Annotated in this window: 15 protein-coding genes; 6 read left to right on the forward strand and 9 right to left on the reverse strand. The window is 45.5% G+C overall.

From position 1 onward, the window contains the following. The 4 genes from M2444_RS26560 to M2444_RS26575 all read left to right on the forward strand — a co-directional run. The coding region (locus tag M2444_RS26560; protein ID WP_280788475.1) for a DUF6385 domain-containing protein at positions 1–1230 on the forward strand (1230 nt) is incomplete at its 5' end. 153 nt (positions 1231–1383) lie between these two features. Beyond that, positions 1384–3426, forward strand: a complete 2043-nt coding sequence (locus tag M2444_RS26565; RefSeq protein WP_280788476.1) for a glycosyltransferase family 2 protein — start codon at positions 1384–1386, stop codon at positions 3424–3426. Continuing rightward, complete coding sequence (locus M2444_RS26570) at positions 3423–4844, forward strand: tetratricopeptide repeat-containing glycosyltransferase family 2 protein (RefSeq protein WP_094878570.1); 1422 nt, start codon at positions 3423–3425, stop codon at positions 4842–4844. The genes M2444_RS26565 and M2444_RS26570 overlap by 4 nt, the downstream gene beginning before the upstream one ends. 14 nt (positions 4845–4858) lie before the next feature. Further along, a complete protein-coding gene (locus tag M2444_RS26575; protein WP_280788477.1) occupies positions 4859–6808 on the forward strand; it encodes a glycosyltransferase in 1950 nt (649 codons plus the stop codon). 26 nt (positions 6809–6834) lie between these two features. Here M2444_RS26575 and M2444_RS26580 read toward each other — a convergent pair whose 3' ends face one another. The 8 genes from M2444_RS26580 to M2444_RS26615 form a co-directional block, all read right to left on the reverse strand. After that, complete coding sequence (locus M2444_RS26580; RefSeq protein WP_280788478.1) at positions 6835–7566, reverse strand: glycosyltransferase; 732 nt, start codon at positions 7564–7566, stop codon at positions 6835–6837. Continuing rightward, entirely contained in the window at positions 7563–8765 is a 1203-nt protein-coding gene (locus M2444_RS26585) for a hypothetical protein (RefSeq protein WP_280788479.1), read from the reverse strand. The genes M2444_RS26580 and M2444_RS26585 overlap by 4 nt, the downstream gene beginning before the upstream one ends. Further along, on the reverse strand, positions 8762–10216 hold the full coding sequence (locus M2444_RS26590; protein ID WP_280788480.1) for a glycosyltransferase family protein: 1455 nt from the start codon (positions 10214–10216) through the stop codon (positions 8762–8764). Before M2444_RS26590 ends, M2444_RS26585 begins: the two co-directional genes overlap by 4 nt. A gap of 69 nt (positions 10217–10285) precedes the next feature. Beyond that, entirely contained in the window at positions 10286–11368 is a 1083-nt protein-coding gene (gene yunB / locus M2444_RS26595) for a sporulation protein YunB (protein ID WP_373455851.1), read from the reverse strand. A 145-nt stretch (positions 11369–11513) separates the two neighbouring features. Further along, positions 11514–12125, reverse strand: a complete 612-nt coding sequence (locus tag M2444_RS26600; protein WP_094873936.1) for a TVP38/TMEM64 family protein — start codon at positions 12123–12125, stop codon at positions 11514–11516. 264 nt (positions 12126–12389) lie between these two features. Further along, a complete protein-coding gene (locus M2444_RS26605) occupies positions 12390–13259 on the reverse strand; it encodes a glycine betaine ABC transporter substrate-binding protein (protein ID WP_094873938.1) in 870 nt (289 codons plus the stop codon). 14 nt (positions 13260–13273) lie between these two features. Next, a complete protein-coding gene (locus M2444_RS26610; protein WP_280788481.1) occupies positions 13274–14107 on the reverse strand; it encodes an ABC transporter permease in 834 nt (277 codons plus the stop codon). Continuing rightward, positions 14107–15303, reverse strand: coding sequence for a quaternary amine ABC transporter ATP-binding protein (locus M2444_RS26615; protein WP_042191675.1), 1197 nt, complete (start codon positions 15301–15303; stop codon positions 14107–14109). Before M2444_RS26615 ends, M2444_RS26610 begins: the two co-directional genes overlap by 1 nt. A 259-nt stretch (positions 15304–15562) precedes the next feature. Between M2444_RS26615 and M2444_RS26620 the strand changes: the two genes are divergently transcribed. Continuing rightward, complete coding sequence (locus M2444_RS26620; protein ID WP_094878565.1) at positions 15563–16123, forward strand: GbsR/MarR family transcriptional regulator; 561 nt, start codon at positions 15563–15565, stop codon at positions 16121–16123. A gap of 61 nt (positions 16124–16184) precedes the next feature. Here the strand turns inward: M2444_RS26620 and M2444_RS26625 are convergent, their stop codons facing one another. Next, positions 16185–21080, reverse strand: a complete 4896-nt coding sequence (locus M2444_RS26625; RefSeq protein WP_280788482.1) for a carbohydrate binding domain-containing protein — start codon at positions 21078–21080, stop codon at positions 16185–16187. A gap of 307 nt (positions 21081–21387) precedes the next feature. Here M2444_RS26625 and M2444_RS26630 point away from each other — a divergent pair, with 307 nt between their 5' ends. Beyond that, complete coding sequence (locus M2444_RS26630; RefSeq protein ID WP_094873942.1) at positions 21388–22404, forward strand: LacI family DNA-binding transcriptional regulator; 1017 nt, start codon at positions 21388–21390, stop codon at positions 22402–22404. Positions 22405–22430 lie beyond the last annotated feature (26 nt).

Consider the following 22430-nt stretch of genomic DNA (forward strand, 5'->3'; position numbering starts at 1 on the left):
GCAGGTACAGTCACAAACATTCTTAACGGCACCATTACTAGCGTGCTTGGCGCTACAATCACTGCGGGTACTTTGTCCTCAGCAGGTACAGTCACCAACATTCTTAACGGCACTATTACCAGCGTGCTTGGCGCTACGATCACAGCCGGTACAATCACTAGTGTGCTCGGCGCTACGATCACCGCAGGTACATTATCATCCGCCGGTACAGTTACAAACATCTTAAACGGCACCATTACCAGCGTACTCGGTGCTACAATTACTGCCGGTACTCTCTCTTCCGCAGGTACCATTACCAACATTCTTGAGGGTACCATCACCAGCGTGCTTGGCGCTACAATCACAGCCGGTACAATCACTAGTGTGCTCGGCGCTACGATCACCGCAGGTACATTATCATCCGCCGGTACGGTCACCAACATCTTAAACGGCACCATTACCAGCGTACTCGGTGCTACAATTACTGCCGGTACTCTCTCTTCTGCAGGTACGGTCACCAACATCTTAAACGGCACCATTACCAGCGTACTCGGTGCTACAATTACTGCCGGTACTCTCTCTTCCGCAGGTACGGTCACCAACATCTTAAACGGCACCATTACCAGCGTACTTGGCGCTACGATCACCGCAGGTACATTATCATCCGCTGGTACAGTTACAAACATCTTAAACGGCACCATTACCAGCGTACTCGGTGCTACAATTACTGCCGGTACTCTGTCTTCCGCAGGTACGGTCACCAACATCTTAAACGGCACCATTACCAGCGTACTTGGCGCTACAATCACAGCGGGTACTCTCTCTTCCGCAGGTACGGTCACCAACATCCTTAACGGAACTATCACCAGCGTACTCGGCGCTACAATTACTGCCGGTACACTAAGTAGTGTGACTTCTATATCCCAACGCAGCTTTATTGAACAGACGACTACAGGCATTGCGACCGCTAATACCTATACCCCTCTACCGGCCGTTACTACGAGCGTGCTGGGAACGTATTCCTTCTTCATTAACAATACTGGGGCAAATCCAGTCAACACACGTGTGGAAATCAGTGCTGATGGAGCGAACTATTTTGTCGATACCACGGGGGATAATCCTTTAGCAGCAGGTTCTATCGATGTCATAGTGCCAGCCAGATTCCTGAAATATACCCGCCTATCCTACCAATCAGCTAATTCAGGCTCTGCATCCACGATCAATGTAAGTTTCAATGCTCAGGGCACGTAATCCAGATGACCATCATATGTTGTAACAAGAAAGAGTACATGGATATCCATGTGCTTTTTCTTTAACTATAAGGACACCGAAGGCGTTTATGCTTGTGTCAGCAGCTATACATATGTGCATCAACCACATAATGCCTTCCAAGGAGGAACAATCGTGAATAATATTACGCTTGGCGTCCACCTCATCGTAAAAGATGAAGCTGATCTCCTGCCTCACTGTCTCGCAAGCGTAGCTGGTGCTGATGAAATTGTGATGATCGATACGGGTTCTACTGACGAATCCATAGCTATTGCCGAAGCACACGGGGCTAGAGTCTTCCAACGGGAATGGACAGACGATTTCGCAGCTGCTCGGAATGAAGGGCTCGTTCATGCCTCAACGAATTGGATTCTTATCCTCGATGCCGATGAGTGCTTACAAACCCCACTTACAGAACTCCGCAGCCTTCTACAGAATACACAAGCTCAGGCTTTTACAGTAAACATTGATAATTGGGTAGGTGTACGACCTGAAGATAAGGTAAAACACAGTGCAGTTCGCTTATTCCGAAATGGACAGGGTTATCAATATAGCGGAAGAATTCATGAGGGAATTGACACTTCAATCCTTAGCAAACATAACCTCTCGGCAATTGAGCACAGTCCACTTGAGATTATACACTTTGGATATTTACCTGAAATCATGACACAAAAAGATAAAATCAATCGAAATAGGCACCTGCTGCTCCTCGCTTTAACCGAATATCCGGACGATCCTTTCCACTCCTATAATTTGGCAGTAAACTGCTGTCAGGAAGGTCGTCTTCAGGAAGCTGAGACGTTGCTTCGCCAAGGCCTTCACCATGTAGCACTTGAAGCCTCCTATCGTCCTACGATGATTAGGGATCTTTGCAAAATCTATCATGCGCAAGGAAAAATGAATGCGATTGACCCCTTGCTGATGATTGAACTGGAGCGTTATGGTGACTACCCTGATCTACATTTTTTATTAGGCCAATCTTTAGAGAGCCAAGGACTTTGGGAACGAGCGCTATTAGCTTATCAACATGCAGAGTCCATTCCTGCACATGAGATACTTAGCGGAAAATATGTCTGTGAGCAAGGAATGAGCACCTTTCGCCCCCTATACCGGATGGGTTTAATCTCACAGCGGCTTGGTCTTCTTGAGGATGCTGCAAGATTTTTTCATCGTGCACTTCAACACCATTCTTTATATACGCCTGCCTTGCAGGGAATTGCTGCTGCTTTTCAACGTCTAGCTGTACCCGATGAGGAAATCGCCACTTTACTGATCCAACTTGTTCCCCCAACTACTTCAGTCCGCAGATCCGCGATCATTGACAGTTTATATGAGATAAATGCTTATGAAACCATAACCACCTTATCCCGAGATATTTTTCCATTGGAATTGGATACTGCATATGCAATCATCTCTTCACTCATCATCACCGGCAAATTAGAAGACGCGAGTACAGCTATTGGGCAGATGACCTCACTAGTTTCCCAAGATCACCTTGGTTTAGAGCATCAAAAGCAGTGGTATACTCTTTGGGCCATTTGCCAATGGGAACGATATGGGGAATTTAAAAAGAACTTGCTCAACCATACATCAGGTGAACTTCGTTCTGGACTGGAATACATTGAGCGGTCCCAACGCCAACAAGTGGCATATCCGGTAGAAAAAGAGGTAGATCCCTTATATTCCTCATTCCTTTCCGACCTCATCGGGCAATCCGTAAAGCTGCATCAGCTCACACTTAGTCATACTTTAGTAGACCTGTTCCCTGCTTATCGATCTGAATTTGCCACAGCATTATATAAAGAAGGAGATTGGCAGGCTGCAGGAGAGGAATTTATTGTACTTGTTCGTGATAAGATCGCCGATGCAAACGTGCTTTTTTATATTGGTGAGATGATCTTTGACAAAGGGCATTATTCCGAGGCCAGTGAATGGTTTCAGCAAGCGCTGGAACAAGAGCCTGAGCATGAATCCGCAAGGATCGGCTTATCCCTCTGTTATCTTCAGCAAGCGAAGCTGAGTATGGAAGATGCTCTACAAAATTTAAATGATGCCCATGCTCATGGCCCATTGCAAGAGGATATCGGAGCTATCCTTAAATCCATTACCTTGCTGAATCGTACATCTTGGCACACTCAGTGGAGCTTACGTCAGAGCGAAGGGAGATCTTCCCTATGAACCATTCAAGAAGAAAGCCGCTAATTTCCTTATGCATGATCGTTAAGAACGAAGGAGATAGCTTGAGCCAATGTTTAAAAAGCGTACGGGGAGTCGTCGATGAGATCATTGTAGTCGATACTGGATCCACCGATGCTTCGGTTCAAATTGCCCTAAACTTCGGGGCTAAAATCATACAGCACCCTTGGAGCGGCGACTTTGCTGCTGCCCGCAACGCAGGTCTCCAGCAGGCCCATGGACAATGGATTCTCGTTCTAGATGGAGATGAGGAATTAAGTGAGGAGAGCAAGGGAGAATTACTGCTATGTGCTGAGCATATGGAGTACGAGGCATTTTTCCTACGCATTCATAATCATAAAGGGCTAACCCCCACTTCACAAACGATCACCGTCAATCCGATTATTCGGATGTTTCGTAATCGTCCTAAGTACCGGTTTAGCGGTATCATCCACGAACAGATTGCTGAGGCTATCATAACAGCTACACCCCAGGCACCGATGCATCTGACCACTGTTGTCATCCATCATTATGGTTACGCAGAAGGGGTAGTGATCAAGAAAGATAAAATCAAACGTAATGTCGAGCTGCTGAAAGAACAGCTAAGGTTAAATCCTAAAGATCCTTTCCACCATTTTAATATGGCTGTTGAGTATATGCGTCTTGGGGAGTATCACCCTGCTCTAAATCATATCCAACAATCACTAGAAGAGGCACCGCCTGATACAAGTTACATCCACCTGCTGCACAAATATGAAATTCGCTCGCTTGCAGAATTAAAAGATTTCCCTGGGGCGCTCGCAGCCTGTGATCGTGGAATGAGCGCACATCCGGATTATCCAGACTTAGCCCATCTCAAAGGGGCCCTGCTATTACAATTAGGAGCTTTTGCGGATGCCAAGGTAGCGTTGTTACAAGCTCTGGTCATCGGAGCTGCTCCTCCTGGCTACCATACTGAGGCTGGATTTGGTTCATATTTAACCTATTATATGCTGGGTCAATTATGTGAAGAGATAGGTGATGAGACCGAAGCTATTGCTTGTTACACCAAAACCGCACAGCTTCATCCCGAACCGACTCCCGTCATTACCCGGCTACTACGAGCCCTGAAATGTGCAGGCCGCGAGAGTGAAATTTACGGTTGGTTCCTCGCTCATCTGCCAGACTACACAGTGACTAAGAACAGGATTCTCCTAGAATTATTACAGAGTGAGGGATGTAATGAAGCAGCTGCACAGCTGATAAATGCCACAGAGCAGCCCATTTCTATAGAAGCGGCATTTAATCAAGCATCTGAGCAGGGGCGTTCACAGATTTTGTTAGCGGATCGTCTGCTTGCTTCCTTGTCCTCTTCTGCTACCTATTCTCCAGCAGTCAAAAGAGCACGCCTATCGCTTCCGCTACACAAAGTTTCAGAATAGGAGGGACGTTTCCTATGACTATACCCGAGATCACACTTTGTATGATCGTTAAGAATGAGGCGAACCACTTGGAGAAATGCCTGTCCTCTGTGCAAGGAATCGTATCAGAAATCATCATTGTAGATACCGGGTCTGAGGATAATAGCAGAGACATAGCACTTAAGTTCGGTGCAAAGATCATCGATATGACTTGGGAGAATGATTTCTCGAAAGCACGAAACCTAAGTCTGAAGCATGCAACTTCCCCTTGGATTCTGGTACTTGATGCCGATGAGGCTGTAGATCATTGGAGGAAGGAGCAGCTCCAGCACCTGCTGGACGCAGCGCATATCCACGGATATTGGCTACCCATTATCCACTATACCGGTGACGCCCCTGAAGCGGATTTTGTTACCGATCATGTCTGCCGCCTGTTCAGAAACGATAGAAGAATCATCTTTCGTGGAATCATTCATGAGGAGACGGCCAGCAGCATTTGGGAGCTTCCTGCAGGGGAGATTGCTTACGCTGAATTGCGTATTTATCACTATGGTTATTTAGAAGATGAACTGCAGCGCAAAAATAAATATCAGCGCAATTTAGCTCTCATCAATAGTGGTCTGCAGCTTCAACCGAACCATCTAATTCTTCGTTATGCGCTAGGGGTAGAGCATTATCAACAGGAACAATATCATACAGCTGCAGATGTACTTCTTCCATTACTCGCTGATGTTTCAACCCAATCCGGGTATGCCTCCGATATTTATCTAAAGACTGCCTATGCTTTACAACGATGTAACAGGCAGCAGGAATCTGCGGAAGTCTTTCATGCGGGGAGCTTATTGTTTCCCGATTTCACTGATTTATTAGAGGGCTATGCTGCTTTATTACTCGAACAAGGACAGCTAAGCCAAGCTAGACACTTCTTGCAGCAAGCACTGAAGAGTGGGGATACAGCACTTTCATATCCATCTTCTTCGGGAAGTGGAACGTATCGAACAGAACTACTAGCGGGCAGAGTATGCGAGAAGTTATTTCTATATCCAAATGCGCGGAAACACTACGAGGCTGCTATACAGTTTAAACCAGATTATACGGATGCGTGGAAACAGCTTGTCCCACTAAGCCTGCTATCTGGAGAGAGGTTAAGTATGATCGCATTGACCCGCTATCATATCCACACTCTCTCACCAATTACTTTAGGCTATCTCGTGCCCGCGGCGCTCAATGCTCGTGATTTTGAATGGCTGACCACTCTCTCTTTTGCTTCGCAGCTACCGCTAACCGTTCAAACCATTGTGCAGGCTTTCTTTGCTTGTACTCAGCAGCAAGAGGAGGAACACACCCTCGCCCCCCTTGAGCAGCTCCTTCATAATCCATCTCTTCTTTCCGAACATTCATCAATACTCGGTTATCTCTGGGCTTTGTCTTGCCGTGCTGGAGATAATGAATCAGCCAAGAAGTGGGTTGTCTCCATATTACCATACAGACCAGGGATCCTAACGATTCATCATATTTTAACAAGTCGTTCTGACATTAAGCCTTCTCTTCCTGATCTGAGCTATGCTACACAATTGCTGCTTCAGGTCGGTGCTTGGGACAGTGTATTAACGCTCTATCGTCATTCAGAGGGATCTTCCTTCCAATGGTGCAAACTGCCGCAGCCCTTATTCTATGGATTGCTTGAGGCTCCTATCCCCGTAAAGAAACAGTGGTGTTCCATCTATCTCAGTCAACCCCCTCATTATAATGCTTCGACGGACTGCGCCGAATGGCTATTATATGTGGCAATGGCTTGCTCCTGTGGGGAAACTCCAAAGATCGCTTTATCAGATGAAATGGCTGTGCGCAGAAATGGAGGAACTACCGCTGCAGTGGGACTCTCATACTATAAGCTTATGCTCGCTGCAAAAGCTTCCCCCCATGGAATACCCTCAGGTCATATCCCATGGGGGGTGCTCGTCAGATCTGCCAGTCAGATCTAACCGACTGGCAGATTCGGATTTCAGAGCTATTCTTTCCATTCAATCAAATGGGGCTGCTCATCTAGAATGGACTGGTACTGCTCCAGACTCCCCCAGCGCCCCTCTGGATCAAGCTCCATATAACGCGAATATTTAAGTCGAAGCTCTTCCGGGGAAACTGCCCATCCATAATGCTTCACTCGCAGTTCGGCAAGAAAACCCGGCAATACCGAGTAAGAAAGCGGCAGCCTAGGAACATGATGATCCATTTTCGGGAAGAAATAATGAAAATTCGGCAAGTATCGGACAAGTGTACGAGTATGCTTCGTATGGATATTCCAATGTTCATCTTCACGATAATGGGTGGTGCCACCCCAAAAATCAAATAGCCGGAAGGATACCCAGTCATACACATCCTGATCAATCAGCCGTCTCATCTCCCGTTTAGCTGCCTCTTCATAGAACTCATCAGCGTCTACAGACAGGAGCCAATCCGGATTCGTAGACACCGCTAAATCCCATAACAGCTGTCTTAACTCCCACTCACGATTAAACAAGGAGGTCTCCAGTGTCACAAGCTTCGTAACCTTGGCAAAAGAACGACATAACTGTGCCGTATGATCTGTACTTCCATCATCAACAACTACAATATCATCCACAAACTCACTCAGTTCTTCAAGTACCTGCTCCAGATACCTTCCAGCTTCGTTACGAACCTGCATCATAGCGGTCAAGCGGTTACCTGCTGTTTTGCGGAGAGGCCATTTATGACTACTCATCCCTCCACTCTCCTTTTCAATCGTTTTACGGCCTCTTCTAGATCTGCCATCTCTGATAAAAGCGGCCACGCCTGATTGTCTTGCCCTGCCGCATTCAAGAAGCTGCGCATAGCCTCATGTCGTCTGCCATGTAGCAAGTGTATTGTGCCTTCTATAATCCCATCAACATTCCCCTCCAAATCTTGCTGAAGCTCTAGCGCTTTCTCCCATTGGAAGGTCCGAATATAATTCTGAATCAATAACCTCTTCGCCTCTGAGGTGGTAAGCGAACTCAGAATCCGTATTGCCTCAGCTTCATCCTCATTTAAGCGAAACAGCTCTGCCCGGACAAGTTCGTACTGCCCGGAGTGAAGCCAGCCCTGCAGCCTTTCCGCATCCTGCTTCTCCTCAGCTGTAACTGCCGTAATCGTATATTGTTGAACAGCTGTTTCCAAATCCCCAGTCTTACCCTCTATAGCCGAAAAAAAGCGAAAATGTGAATGAAGGCAATCTAAATATTCATACAGCACCATGAGCTCAAAGGATTGCGCCAGATAGCGGTTTGCTACGGAATCCCCCAACAAGTACAGATAGGAAGCTGCCAAGTAATGCACAACAGGTTGACTGGGCAGCTTAGCACACATGGAAATGTAATAGTCCGCCCGCAACTCAAGCTGTATAGTAACCCAATCGGCAGGTGATCTCGCTGAATCCTGACGCAAGTTCGCAATTGCCTTTCTCCACAGCACCTCATAATCCGTAAGAAAATACAGCCGATCTCCCTGAAAGGTAACTCCATAGGATTCTTGCTGATCCCCGGCGAGATAGAGCACATCTTCCCTGCGCAAGCTCTGCTCTAGATATATCCGTTCAGATCGGGTGGCTACAAGGTCAGCCTTTGCGCCAAGCAAACTGCTGTATTTATCCCATAACCACTTCTTTTCTTCTTCCGGACAGCGTTCTAGCAGAGCCACTACATAAGCTGCCTGCAAAGAGAGAACCTCTGTGAGCCAATAAGGAGAAGAGACAAGAATCGTGTATTGCTTCATGTTCAAAGAATAAATATCTGCAGCCGCAACTGCCCTAATCTGATTGTTAGTCTGCTGCTCACTAGTCATTCGTCCAGCAAAGCAGACCCCTTCCCTATCGGGAAGAAGCTCTAGCAATCTTTTATATTCGTAGTCCTCCCAAGAACCTCCGCTTAGAATTAAATATTTCATGGGTGTGCCTCCTTGGAATCGGACAAATCCCCAATATAGCCAATTACCAGAGAGGCATTAGGGTGCAGCAGCAATTGACGGGAAGTAAACTTCCCATTGCTAATCATCCCAGGTAGGATCCCTCCTTTGTAAGCAACACGTTCAAGAGGTAGAGCGAGCGCTGAATCTCCCCCTGCAAGCAAATGAACCCCAGCTTCTTCCATTTCAGCCGATAAACTTACGATCAGATCTGCGGATCCTTGAGTTATGGCCTTCACTACCCGCTCAACATAACGTTTCTCATATTGGATAGAAGTGGACAAATACAGAATGATCTCGCTCTCATATAATGCAGATGCGTTCTTTAACGCCCGTTGCCATACATCCTCACCATGAACTGTTATCATTACATCATGTTCGCTAACCGGTAACTCAAGCGTAGCGTCCACCAAAGTATCTCTAATCCAAATCCAGCGAATATACTTGTAGCTCTGCTGCTCCCGTACAGCTACCCATCGCTCCTTCAGCTCATCACAATCCCAAGCTTCATCACAATAAACTATGGCCGTTACCAACGGAGATGCTAAGGGAATCCTGCCCAATGGTATAACCGGCTGTGGAAATTTTAAGGACTCAGTATAGGGTACTAAAAGTCCTTCGTTCTCTATCCCGCTTTCAAGTGCCCATTTCTTGTAGTAAGTCTGCCAGCCGTCCGTTTGTTTGGATTCGTCCTTCGTTCTAAGGTATTTATCCAGTGACTGAATAGCATGAACATACACAGCTTCACTCAGTGCCAGTTTCACTCCAACCTGCCGCGCCCTAAGACACCAGTCAGCTATCATGAGATGCCGTGCTTGAAGCGAAGTGTCAAAACCGCCAATTCGCTGAACCAATTCCTTAGAGAATAAAAGACAAGATCCGGTTAGCACTTCCACCTCGTGCCATTCGCCTTGATACCGCCCAAGGCTGTAGCTTACATGCTCCGTTAATTCATGATGAGTACCAAAGTGAAGCCGTTTCTTCCCTTCACCCTTTTCGGTAGAAGAACGCGGAGCAATGACTCTTACGGATGCATCATCAACGGAAGCCCACATTAACTCGCTTAACCAGCCAGGCGATACCATAATCGAATCTTCAAGCAGAATAGCAAAGGTGGTCTCAATATGGGCCAGAGCTAGGTTGGGCATATACTCCTCCTTCTCATAAGGTAGGAAGAGCACTGGTTCCTCCGGCGAGAACTGTCCTGCTAATACCTCCATGGGGAAGTCGGGAGACATTGAAACAGCAATAATGCGCACAGCCACTCCCGAGTGAAGCAGCAGCAGGGGTAAACAGACCGTAGCACATTCCATACGGCTAAGCTCAACTACAATAGAAATCCCATCTTCACTAGGCAAGGGTAGAAGTCCGGCACGTTCAAGGAAACCGTATCTCCCTGCCAAGCGTTCCATATTCAGCGATTCATGTGACATTAGGACTCACGCTCCATTTATTTAAAGCAATTCTACCTATAGTCTATGAGCGGTTAAGCATGATATCCCTTAATTTCCTCCATTTACGCCTTTGCCGCCTTCTTCTGTATGAGCTGCGCCTGTATTTGAAGAATTGGGTGCAGCTGGCGATGAATTGCTATCCTCTTTGCTATTCCCAGTAGTATCCTTGCTCTGATCTGATACTCCATTTTTATCTCCACTTACAGACGGTGCAGGAATAGCAATTCCTGGAGCACTGCTGCCATTAGCACCGACAGGCTGACCCTGATTATCGTAGTAATACATTGGCACGTCTCCGACGACCATCAGATATGACACTGGAATTTCCGTATCCACTACCTGGGGTTCCATGTCAAAAGGAATAACCACCGCTACCTCCGTAACAATATGGATATAGACCTCAACTAAAATCATATTGATTCCGGCATTTTGCTGGCGAGTGCTGAGTTCAACCTTAACAGCACCTTGCGGTTCAATCTTGATCGGAATATCAGGCCCATAAGAGGCGATGAGAGGACTACCTAGTGCCTGACCGAGCGGAATATATTCTGTCTGATTATGCAAATCCTGCAACGTGGTCTGGATTACCTCTGCTGCTTGTGAAGTAATACGCATATGCTCCGCATAGTTCAACATAAAGCCTGATATTTTCCCGTTCTTATCGGTCTTCCAATCAATCAGTTCCTCTGCATTTCCTCCGTTCGCAACTTGTGAAGTAATCGCTTTATTTATCGACTCAGTTGCGATTTGCTTCACACGAATTTGCGCTAAATGCAAAATAGGTGGCTTCATGTGCAGCTCCACGTATCGCAGTGCCTGTAGCACAAGCACAATCAATACTAAGGATGCAATCAGCCAAAATTTACGCCGGCTTCTTGGCTTACGCGTGTTTCCACCGGTAACGTTCATCTTTCTTTCTGCCCTACTCGATGAGCTCATATGACTTCTACTTCGCTTAGCTTCAAAGCGTGCACTCTGTGGTCTAGCCGCTGCCCTACTAGGTTTTGACTTGAACGCGGAGCTTCTTCCAGAGAACCTCGGCGTCCCGCCCCCATTTATTTTTGGCAGCCGAAACTGACCTAGATCAGGTAATCTTAGCCCTCGGTTCCCCCATTTTCTTAATCTCCCCATTGCGATAGTCCCTCCCGCCTTACGTAGAGGTCAAGCCACCTCCACTTAGTTTAAGGTATTCGCAAAGAAGACAAAAAAGAAGAACGTTCCCTCCGGCAGATAATGCCAAAGAAACGTTCTTCATTCATTTGATGATTAATTAGTATTAGTGCATTCTACTCCGTTTATCTTCCTGCAAATGGTCCCAGTGCCGCCGTATAAAGATCCCGATTAGAATAGCGATAAACACGGCATACCAAGTAATATATCCATTCCATTCTTCCCTAGGGACGATTAAGCTTGAGCCGATCGTACCGAATAGCCAAATGTAAGACAGATTCCCAAGCACGGTCCCCCAAACAAAGGATGAGGCTTTTATCGGTGAAACAGCGGACATAAAGTTGATTACATTGTTCGGAATAATAGGAATCGTACGTAGAAGTACCAACGTCCAGATTCCATATCGATCCAAGTAACGCTGCCATTTGTCATACCTTTTCAGCTTGGACCTCCATTTTCGATCAAACCAATTGTAAAGGTAACGTCGAATGAGGAAGTACATCAGTATTCCACCCAGATTACAAGCGAGCCAACTGATTATCATACCTCCAATAACGTTAAATACAGACACATGGAGTACAATCAAAATTACGAACGGAAAAAATCCTAATATACTCTGCAATAGCGCCAATGGAATCGTCACAAATAAAATAGAGGGTCCACTAAGGCCAAGCGTTTGCAGCAGCCAATCTATCCAGGTATTTATGGTCTCTGTCATGAAGCAGTCTCCTCTCTTGACTCCTTGCAGCAGCTGCCTCCTGATTTACTTCGCTAAAGCATAAGTGTGAGCATTAAAATATAAGCAAAGTATAGATATCCCTTTTATTACTTTGCTTATATTCTCAAGAAAAACACCCCTTCCGGGGTGTTTTATTGAATGAGTTTGCTTATGAAGTGCATTTGTAAAGAACAGTGGTTAGCGTACAAGTTACACTTTTGTAATCCATTGATTCTTCACATCATACCACAGAATTCTATCTACTTACAATTCTACACCTTGAATCCACGCATTCACTTTATCGGGGTTGTTTTCTACCCAAGTTTTAGCAGCTTCTTCTGGTGATTTCCCACCTTGAACCTCAACCATTACTTTCGCCATATCTTCTGCTGTCCACTCAAATTGATCCAAGAACTTATAGACATTCGGCATGTCTTCTTTCAGACCTTGACGAACCATCGTATGGATTTGCTCATCCGCACCATATACACCTTTTGGATCTTCCAGATATTTCAGGTCCATATTGGCGAACATCCAGTGTGGTGTCCAACCCGTAACAACGATAGGCTCGTTGTTGTCATAGGCTTTTTGCAGCTCTTGAGCCATCGCTGCTGATGAACTTTCAAGAAGGGTATAATCAGTAAGGCCATATTCAGCTATAGCCTTTTCTGTTGTTGTCATAATACCAGCACCCGGCTCAATCCCGATAATTCGATTGTTCAATTTACCAGCTAGGTCACTGTTTTTCAAATCTTCAATAGAATTAATATCCATGTACGCTGGAACCGCTAAACCAACCTTGGTTCCGTTCAGATTTGGACCCAAATCTTCCATTTTCGCACCATACTTTTCTAAATAAGCAGCATGCGTGCTTGGCAGCCAGGCTGCAACCATTCCATCTGCACTACCGTCAGCAACTCCTGCCCACATTGGACCTGCATCTACCTGCAGCATTTCAACAGTAGCTCCAAGCTTAGTTTCAAGTACTTCCTTTACTACATAAGTACTCGCAATTTCCGAATCCCATGCTACATAAGCCAGTTTTACTTTCTCGTTGCTTGAGGATGAACATCCAGCAATCACAGTAATCATCATAATCACTAACAGGAATAACCCTATATTTTTTTTCTTCATTCTTTTTTAAACCCCTATCTCTGTTTTGGTTTTAGTGCGTTCTGCGTTAAACGGTCGAGTAGAATAGCTATAATAACAATAGCGATCCCCGCCTCGAACCCATCTCCTGTCTTAGCCTGCGATACCGCACGGTATACATAGGCTCCTACACCTTGCGCACCAATCATAGATGAGATGACAACCATCGAGAGTGATAACATAATCGTCTGATTGACGCCTGCCATAATCGTTGGCAGTGCAATCGGCAGCTGCAATTTAACCAGCTTCTGAGTTGGTGTTGAACCAAAAGCATCGGCTGCTTCCACTAACTCCTCTGAAACTTGACGAATACCGAGATTGGTCAAACGAATTGTCGGTGGAATCGCAAAGATGATCGATGCAATTACACCTGGAACTACACCAAGTGAGAAAAAAGATACCGCTGGCAATAAATACACAAATGCCGGCATCGTCTGCATAAAATCCAAAATAGGCGTAACTGTATTTCTAACCGCATTTCTCTGCGCACACAAAATACCAATCGGTACGCCGATTACCACAGCCAATATCGAGGCAGTTAGAACAAGGGCTAAAGATTGCATCGAAGGTCCCCATAATCCGAGATTATCGATTAAGAGCAGTCCGATTATCGCAAATAAAGCCATGCGCCATTTCCCAATCCAATAAGATAAAGCTGCAATAAGTACGATAAGCACTAATGCAGGCAGGAAGGTCAGCGCACCTTCAATTGCAGAAACCATCCCACCGATTATCGTAGCGATAAAGTCAAACAAGGGGCCACAATACGTAGTTAGCCAGTTTTCCAACCACTCGAGGGCCTTTCCTAAAGGCAGTTTTGGAATGTCCATTAAGATCCTTCTCCTTCCGGTACCGCGTTACCCGCGAGTGCGGAAAGAACGGCTCCCTTAATCACAATACCCTTTAATTTATCCGCTTCATCTACGACGGCTACAGGCAAATGTGTCTCAGATATTAGTTCAAAGAAATCATTGAGCAGCGTTTCTGGATATACACGAGGGATCTCCCGCCGTGTAACCTCTAGGATGGATTTATTATCCTTTAGTGCCTGTGCTGCGTCCTCAGCTGTAATAACACCCAAGAGCTTGTTTTCTTTGTCTACCACATACAGGCTGAATATACCGCTGTCGCGCATCAGTTGAAGTGCTACACGTGGTCCGCGCTCAGGTCTAACCGTTTCCGGTTGCCGCATCACATGAGCTGCAGTTAGCACCTTGGACAAGTCCACATCCTCCACGAACCGCTCTACATATTTATTGGCAGGTTGAATGAGAATCTCCTCCGGTGTACCAATCTGCACGATAACACCGTCTTTCATCAGTGCAATCCGATCACCAATCCGCAGGGCTTCGTCTAGATCATGAGTGATGAACACAATCGTCTTCTTCACTCTGGACTGCAATTCCAGCAGCTCCTGCTGCATGTCTTTACGGATCAGCGGATCCAGTGCACTAAAGGCTTCGTCCATGAGCAGGATATCAGGGTCATTAGCAAGTCCTCTTGCTAATCCTACACGCTGCTGCATCCCTCCGCTGAGTTGATCCGGTCGATGATTCTCCCAGCCCTTTAAACCAACGAGATGCAATGCTTCCATGGCCCGTTCAGTTCTCTTCTTTTTATCTACGCCCTGAACCTCAAGTCCGTATTCCGCATTCTCCAATACCGTCCGGTGTGGAAACAATGCGAACTTCTGGAACACCATGCCGATGTTCTTGCGCCGAAATTGCCGAAGCTCCTCCGGATTCATTTTAACGACGTCTTTTCCTTTAAAAAGGACTTGTCCCCCTGTAGGCTCAATCAAACGGTTCAACAAACGAACCAACGTTGACTTACCGCTGCCGGACAATCCCATAATGACGAATATTTCTCCTTCTTCAATGCTGAATTCGGCTTTGTTGACTCCGACCGTCAACTTTAATTCCTGAGCGATCTTTTCCTTCGACCACCCTTGCTCTAATAATGGAATCGCCTTTCCCGCATCATGACCGAATACTTTGGTTAGCTTTTTCACCTCTATAATAGCCATGCCGTCCTCCTTCTCCCGAAAATATATCCGGGTTTAGTTCACTTATAGTAGTGTACCGGACTATTGAAAATTCATGCAAACACCATATACGGATAAAATTTAGTGTACAGTTTTAACTTTACGTACTTTATGTATAGAATACTCTGTTTTACACCAAATTCCTTTCTTCATGATTTCTTTACTTATGGAGGGGGATTTGATTACAATACATTGTATAAGGTTGCAGCAGTCTATCGACCTATTCCTCAGGAGGGACATCATGAACGATTTAGAAGGGTTAACACCCGAACAAATAGAGAAGATTAGTAAGGCCCGTGAACGCGTGATAGACTCTATCGGTAAAAATATGGATCTATACGGCATCACTTTATCCATTGGGCATTTATACGGTTATATGTATTTCAATCAAGGTCCAGTGACATTGGACGAACTTAGCAAAACAATGGGAATGAGCAAAACGTCCATGAGTACGGGAGTCCGTACCCTCCTAGATCTGAAAATGATCGATAAAGTTTGGGGGAGAGGGACTCGCAAAGACCTGTTCACCACTGTACCTGACTGGCATCAGAACTTCAGTGATTACTTCTCTATTAAATGGAGAAAAGCCGTCGAAGGAAATATGATTTCACTAGCGAAATCACTTGCAGAAATTAACGATATGAAAAAAGAGTTTAGTGACGATAGTAAACTTATGCAGCTCTTAAATACAGATGAAGAGAAGATTACCGAATCCATTAATTACTACCGCTGGTTGCTAAAATTAATAGAATCTTTTGAGAATGGTAAGATCTTCGAATTTATCCCTAAAGAAGAATCTTAATTCCAAGCCAAAAAAAACGACAGTGCTCCTGTAAAAAGGAAAACACTGCCGTTTTTTTCGTTTAACTTTCGATTAAGCTTACATCATCCAAATAAATCGTGCTGCCCGCACCAATTTCACTATTCGTCTCCGTACTGTTCCCATCAATAAGCCCTAGTAAAAATACCAGATGAACCCCTGCGTCTGTCGCACCGTTCATGGTAAATGTGTAGCTGAATTCTTTCATGTTCTGGGTCAAGGCTATAAGCTCAGCCTCCATATATTTGGTGTAGTCCCCGCCTTTATGCTCCACAGCTCCCTGAATATTACGGTTTACCGTAGAACGGGCCTTAAACTTCAAGGTGTACGTCTTTCCCTGAATAAGCTTCAGGTTTTCGTAATCCACTTGTGCGCTGTAGGCAGCTTGCCCTGTGCCCGTCAGGTCTATCGCAAATTCGCCATCTTTTACAGCAGCAGATCCGGTTCCATCAAAATACTGGCTCCACCCTTTTGAATCCACATCAAAGCTTCCATTATCCAGCGTGCCGCTTGGGGGTGTCACTGGCGGACCACCTTGTACTTCCCGGACCACAATATCGTCAAAAGAAATCGTATGTGGCGTACTGTTAGCCGTAGGATCAGTGCCCTGCGATTTGCCAATCAGATAATTCAGCTTCAGCGGATTGCTGTTAGACACCGTAAATTGTGCGCCATACGTTGCCCAATCGGCAGTAATATCAAACTTTGCTTGAGCGGAAGCTGCAGAAGTATTGGAGTATTCCAGGATGATTTGCCGAGGAACCGTTGATTTTGCCTTAAAACTCACCTCATACGTTTTTCCGCCTTCCAGCGGGATACCCTCTTGGTAAAATTGTGTATGCCATGCCTCCCATCCTGCCGACGTAATCAAGATTTCTGCCACGCCATCCTTCACATCAAATGCCGAAACACCACCTTCTCCAGACCATGTAGACCAACCCGTCTTATCGCTACCAAACGAACCATTGATGACCAGATTGTTATCATTAGCAAGTATTGTCTGAAGCACATATCCGTTTGCGTAATGGTCAGCTTCTACTGTGATGGTATAGTTGCCCTCGGATGGAAATACTGCTGCATCGATTGTGATTTTCCCAGGTTCAATGGTGTATTGTTCAGTTTCAAGTGTTGTACCATTAACCTTCACTGCAACAATTTTCTTTCTCCAATCCTCATGGTCTATGAAGGTTAGCTCAATCGGCTGCGAAACTCTGTTGTTTGAACTATCGCTTATCAATTCCTGAGGTTTTGCTGGTGCATTTTTAATTTCAAATTTCACATTATCGATAATAATATCATGGCTTTGAGGAATACTATTTCCCTCAACCTTTCCAAGCAGGAATTTAAGAGACAGTGTATCTTTACTGCCTTGACGGAATTCGAATTTGTAATGAGTTGTTGCTGGTGTGAGCTCTACAATATTTGTAAATGAAGCCTGATAAGATGCATTTTCAACATTTACTCCGATTTTCCGGGCTATGGTTGAACTGGCATCAAACTCTAGCACATAATCTATTCCGCTTGCAGCTTTCAAGTTATTTTGAAACAACATCACGGAATAGGGCTGACTACCCGTATTCGTAATGTTAAACTTCGCTGTTCCATCTGTAGCAGTAGCAGTGCTCTGTCCGCCCTGCTCCGTCAACAGCCGATCCCAGGCAAGAAATTCAGCGTTGAATTCACCATTCACCAGCGGATAGTAAACAAGTGATGGATCATAATAAAAGCTCGTGCGCAGCAACTTGAAGTTATCCAAGATGACGGTATCCGCAGCACCATTCAGAATTAATATGAATTGTCCCTCATGATCCGTTGCACCTGCAAGGTTAGTGAAGCTGGCTTTTATTTCTTGTTCACCTTGGGCTAAGTTAACCGATTGCTGCGCATGTACGCTGCCGTCTTTTCCAAGAAGCTGAACTGTGGCTGTACGTGCAGAGGATACTGCAGCATTAAAGGCAAGTTCATAGTCTTGGCCTTGTATAAGCTGAATTCCCTTCTGAAGCAATCGGACTTCGCCACTTTCGCTGCCGCCAATTTTCACATTCAGCTTGCCTTTGTCATCTACTTTAGCCGCGGCCGTTGCACCTTTGGCTGTTTCTACGTGCCAATAGCTCATCCGATTCGGCTCACCAAGATCGAAAGTGCCATTGTACAGATGATTACCGCTACCGAGCGGTGTCTTTATTCCGTCATGGTCAAAAGGAATACGATCTACCTCTTCCAGACGGACATTTCCGAGCCAGACTGGTGAAGCATTAGTACCCATGTTGAACTCTATCCGTGTTGCAATATCAGAGTTTTCTTTCATTTGAAACATCGTTTCGAAATGGGTCATCTCGGAAGTCAGCTCTGCCTTAAGCGCTGGAGAATAAGCGGCAAAGCCCCGTGATTCTCCCCCCGTTAGTTTAACGCTAATATTACGTGATACGTCTGTTTTCGCATCGAAGCTGAGCTTATAGAATCTGCCTTTAGCAACGGATACGATCGCTTGAGGTTGAACGGAATACACATTGCCTCCAGCATTACTGATATTTACCTTTACGAAGTTGTGCCCCCCAATCGGCACAGTAGATACTGTAGCATCGGCTCCTGGTTCTTTAAACAAAACCCAATGTGAAGTATTCGGTATTCCCATTCCATTATCTCCCGGAACCTGCTCCGTGAAGTTGTTGTTATAGACAAGATTGCCATCAGGAAGTGCAAGCTTTGAGCCTTCTAAGTAAGCTTCCTTCTCCAGCGTTACGGGTATCGGCTCACGATACTCACGGCCTGTCAGTTCATAGACTCTGACATAATCAACCTGCATTGACTTTGGAAACACAGTCTCAGGTGTTGGGTCGCCATCGAAGTTGCCGCCAACAGCCAGATTTAACAGCAGGTGGAACTCTTGATTGAATGGTGCTGGATAAGCATTATTCGCAGGCTGGCCATTGCTGATGCTGTACCAGTCATTTTTGGTCAAGAACAGCTCACCATCTACATACCAGCGAATTTCTCCCGGTTCCCACTCAATGGAGTACGTATGGAATTGTTCTATTGTGGAACCTTCCGGGAACACATACTCTTTACCAGAGTACACATTGTTAGGCCACTCGCCGCCGTAATGAATAGTACCCGCTACCGTATTAGGACGGCTGCCCCAGCCCTCCATAATATCAAGCTCACCAGAGGAAGCCCAATTTCCGTACTCGTAGTTCTCGGGCAGCATCCAGATCGCCGGCCAGTACCCTTTTCCGGTAGGTGCTTTAGCTCGAATCTCGAATTTCCCATATTTCTTGCTGAACAGACCTTTTGTCTTAAGTCGCGCAGAAGTGTACTCTTTGCCACTTACTGCTTCTTTATGCGCCGTAATCACTAAATTACCATCTTGTACCTTTGCGTTCTTCTCATCACTTGTATACCATTGCTTCTCGTTGTTACCCCAACCTGGATTGTTAAATTGCGAACCATCTCCAAGGTCATAGGTCCATTTCGTAGGATCAATGGTCCCTTCATTGAATTCATCTCCCCAAACCAGCGTCCACGGATCATTGGTTGGTGTTGGACCTACATTACCAGAATTGCTTGGAGCAGAAGTTGCTACTGGTAATGTCGTTTTCCCAGTGTTTCCTTTTTGTACTGGTGAGCCGCCAATCGTTACTCCATCGGCTTTGTTATCTATTGAGGTTACGCTTCCGCTGCCTTGAATCACTGTGCCTCCGGCACTTGCAGTCAGGATTAACGCAGACACATATGCATTATTCTCCAGAGTCAATTGAGTTGGGCTGCCCACCGTAAGACTGGCAATAGTTCCTGAGATTCTTAGCAAAGAGCCGCTGACTACTGAGTCTGCCGAGCGAACCGCTCCAAATATCCCTCGAAGTGAGATATTATGAGGAACGACGTTCATCTCAATATCCCCAAAGCCTGCTCCCGTAAGATCGCTGCTCTCTTCCAAGATAGCCCCGGATTGCAGCTGCACAGTATCCACAGTTGTTGAACCGCTGGCATAAATTCGAACCTTGCCGTTAGGTTTGGCTACTTGAAGCGGCCCAATAGAAGCATTGTGTAAGCCAATACTTTGCTCACCGCCACCTCGTACAAACGTAGTCCCTGTTACCTTAACACCTTCAAGCTTCGCATTCCCTTCGGCAATCCCCTCCGTTAAATAAAGATTGCCTTGGATGACAGTATCTTTAAGAACCACATCGGCATGATTAATGATTACATTGCCCTTTACTGTTCCAAGCGAAGTCTCTCCAGATTTTAAGATGAGTCCCGAAACCATTCGATCAGCAAGCTGAGCAAGCTCTGCACGTGTAATTCCGCCCTCAGGCTTAAACAAACCTCCAGGATAACCTTTAATAAAGCCAGCACTCGATAGGGCTGCTATCGCTTTCGCAGTTTCATCACTGATTCCGTTCAAATCAGTGAATCCTGCTGTGCTACTTTTGTCCGTATTGAAACGAAACACTTTCTCCAAGGATAACGCCGCCTCAGCACGCGAGAGTGCATGGGAAGGATAAATATTGTTATTCTTATCACTGCTCAAATATCCAGCTGCAATCCCTTTGGCAATATCACTCTTATACCAGTCTGTAGCCAGCACATCCGCTGGAAGCTTATCCGATTGCTCCTGATAATTAAATATACGATTCATAATTGCCGCGAACTCTGCCTTTGTGACTTCCTTGCCCGGTTGAAACGATCCGTCGTCATATCCACTTATAATCCCATTTGCGCTCCAACGCTGTAATGGACCTGCAGCCCAATGGCTTGGAGATACATCCGTAAACGCTTTCAATACATCGATTGTTTCATTTTCCACTTTCGTTACCGCTGAATCAGGTGAGTTTCCCTTTAATGGCTCTGCCGCTGAAGCATTCATGCTCCCAACCGGTGATAGCAGCCCGGTGACAAGGAGCATAGCAGCTATTGCTGCCGTGAAATTCCTCTTCATCCTAAACATCACTCCTCGAATTTCGTAATATTCGTAATTCAAGCGAAGAATCGAAATCGGTTTCGACAATGTTATTGTTGCTTAGATTTCCATATTTGTAAAGATATAATTTTGAATTTTTTTACATTATTTTTTTCGGAATATATCTCAGGATTAAAATATCCGTTTGACTTGTTTCGGCAATAAGAATAGACTTAAAATAACTGTTTTACTCTTCACTCCATTCAAAAAAACTCATAAATAACCGCTCTACCACAGTCTTTCCCCCATATTCCAACTATTAAGCGGAGGGTGGCTTATATTACATATGAATATCAAAATGATTGCCGAAATGGCAGGCGTTTCTGTCTCGACCGTTTCGAAAATTATGAATAATTACAGCGATGTTTCGGAAAAGACCAAGAAAAGAGTCCTGGAGATCATCGAGCAAACTGGATATTCACCATCCAACTCCGCCAAGACACTTGCAACCAAAAAATCAAATCTGATCGGTGTGATTTTTGCAGGTGAGCTTAATGTAGAATTTACGCACCCTTTTTTCGTCGAGGTATTAAATTCCTTCAAGAAACAAATGGGTGTACTGGGATACGATCTCATCTTCTTTTCAAACGAAAAATTTATTAGCAGCGGAGATTACTTCGCGCGCGCTGTTCATTTTAATGTGGATGGCTGTGTCATTATATCTGGACAGAAGATGGAGCCAACGATCCACGATCTGGACATGAGCAGTATCCCTTGTATCGGGGTAGATCTCGAACTAAAAGGGAAGAAGTCAGGCTTTGTTATGTCAGATAACTTCCAAATATCCTCTAAGGTCGTGGAGCATTTTTACCTCCTTGGTTATAGGGAGCTTGGTTTTATAGGAAGTGCTGCGGATTCAGAAATATCCAATCTACGGGAAGCAGGATATACCAAAGCTATCGAAAGTTTCGGTCTCCCTTTGAACCGGCGTTGGTTTGTACATGGCGACGATTTCTTTGAGTCCAGCGGATATACGGCTATGCAACAATTAATTCAAAGCGGCAGTTTACCAAAGGCCATTTTTGCTGCCTCTGATTTGCTGGCTTTAGGAGCCATCCGTGCATTAAAAGAACATGACCTCCGTGTCCCTGAGGATATCGCCATCATCGGCTGCGATGACATCGAAGCCTGCAAATATACTACACCAAGACTGTCTACCATCCGTCAGAACAAACAACGACTTGGCATCCTCGCTGCCCATATGCTCTATGACTTGATTAACAATCAGTCAGGTGGCGGTTCTTTTGTTGTGGAGCCAGTACTTGTTGTGCGCGAGTCCTGCGGAAGCCAATTGAAATCTTAGGGTATAACACGAATAAATCCCCTCAA

It is taken from the genome of Paenibacillus sp. PastF-3, from assembly GCF_029893135.1.
Taxonomy (GTDB): Bacteria; Bacillota; Bacilli; order Paenibacillales; family Paenibacillaceae; genus Paenibacillus_AQ; species Paenibacillus_AQ nitricinens.

Excerpts from the sequence above, each read along its gene's own strand:
- M2444_RS26580 (WP_280788478.1), bottom strand. The coding sequence starts at position 7,566 with ATGAGTAGTCATAAATGGCCTCTCCGCAAAACAGCAGGTAACCGCTTG.
- M2444_RS26630 (WP_094873942.1), top strand. The coding sequence starts at position 21,388 with ATGAATATCAAAATGATTGCCGAAATGGCAGGCGTTTCTGTCTCGACC.
- M2444_RS26625 (WP_280788482.1), bottom strand. The coding sequence starts at position 21,080 with ATGAAGAGGAATTTCACGGCAGCAATAGCTGCTATGCTCCTTGTCACC.
- M2444_RS26570 (WP_094878570.1), top strand. The coding sequence starts at position 3,423 with ATGAACCATTCAAGAAGAAAGCCGCTAATTTCCTTATGCATGATCGTT.
- M2444_RS26620 (WP_094878565.1), top strand. The coding sequence starts at position 15,563 with ATGAACGATTTAGAAGGGTTAACACCCGAACAAATAGAGAAGATTAGT.
- M2444_RS26610 (WP_280788481.1), bottom strand. The coding sequence starts at position 14,107 with ATGGACATTCCAAAACTGCCTTTAGGAAAGGCCCTCGAGTGGTTGGAA.
- M2444_RS26615 (WP_042191675.1), bottom strand. The coding sequence starts at position 15,303 with ATGGCTATTATAGAGGTGAAAAAGCTAACCAAAGTATTCGGTCATGAT.
- yunB (WP_373455851.1), bottom strand. The coding sequence starts at position 11,368 with ATGGGGAGATTAAGAAAATGGGGGAACCGAGGGCTAAGATTACCTGAT.
- M2444_RS26590 (WP_280788480.1), bottom strand. The coding sequence starts at position 10,216 with ATGTCACATGAATCGCTGAATATGGAACGCTTGGCAGGGAGATACGGT.
- M2444_RS26575 (WP_280788477.1), top strand. The coding sequence starts at position 4,859 with ATGACTATACCCGAGATCACACTTTGTATGATCGTTAAGAATGAGGCG.
- M2444_RS26605 (WP_094873938.1), bottom strand. The coding sequence starts at position 13,259 with ATGAAGAAAAAAAATATAGGGTTATTCCTGTTAGTGATTATGATGATT.
- M2444_RS26585 (WP_280788479.1), bottom strand. The coding sequence starts at position 8,765 with ATGAAATATTTAATTCTAAGCGGAGGTTCTTGGGAGGACTACGAATAT.
- M2444_RS26600 (WP_094873936.1), bottom strand. The coding sequence starts at position 12,125 with ATGACAGAGACCATAAATACCTGGATAGATTGGCTGCTGCAAACGCTT.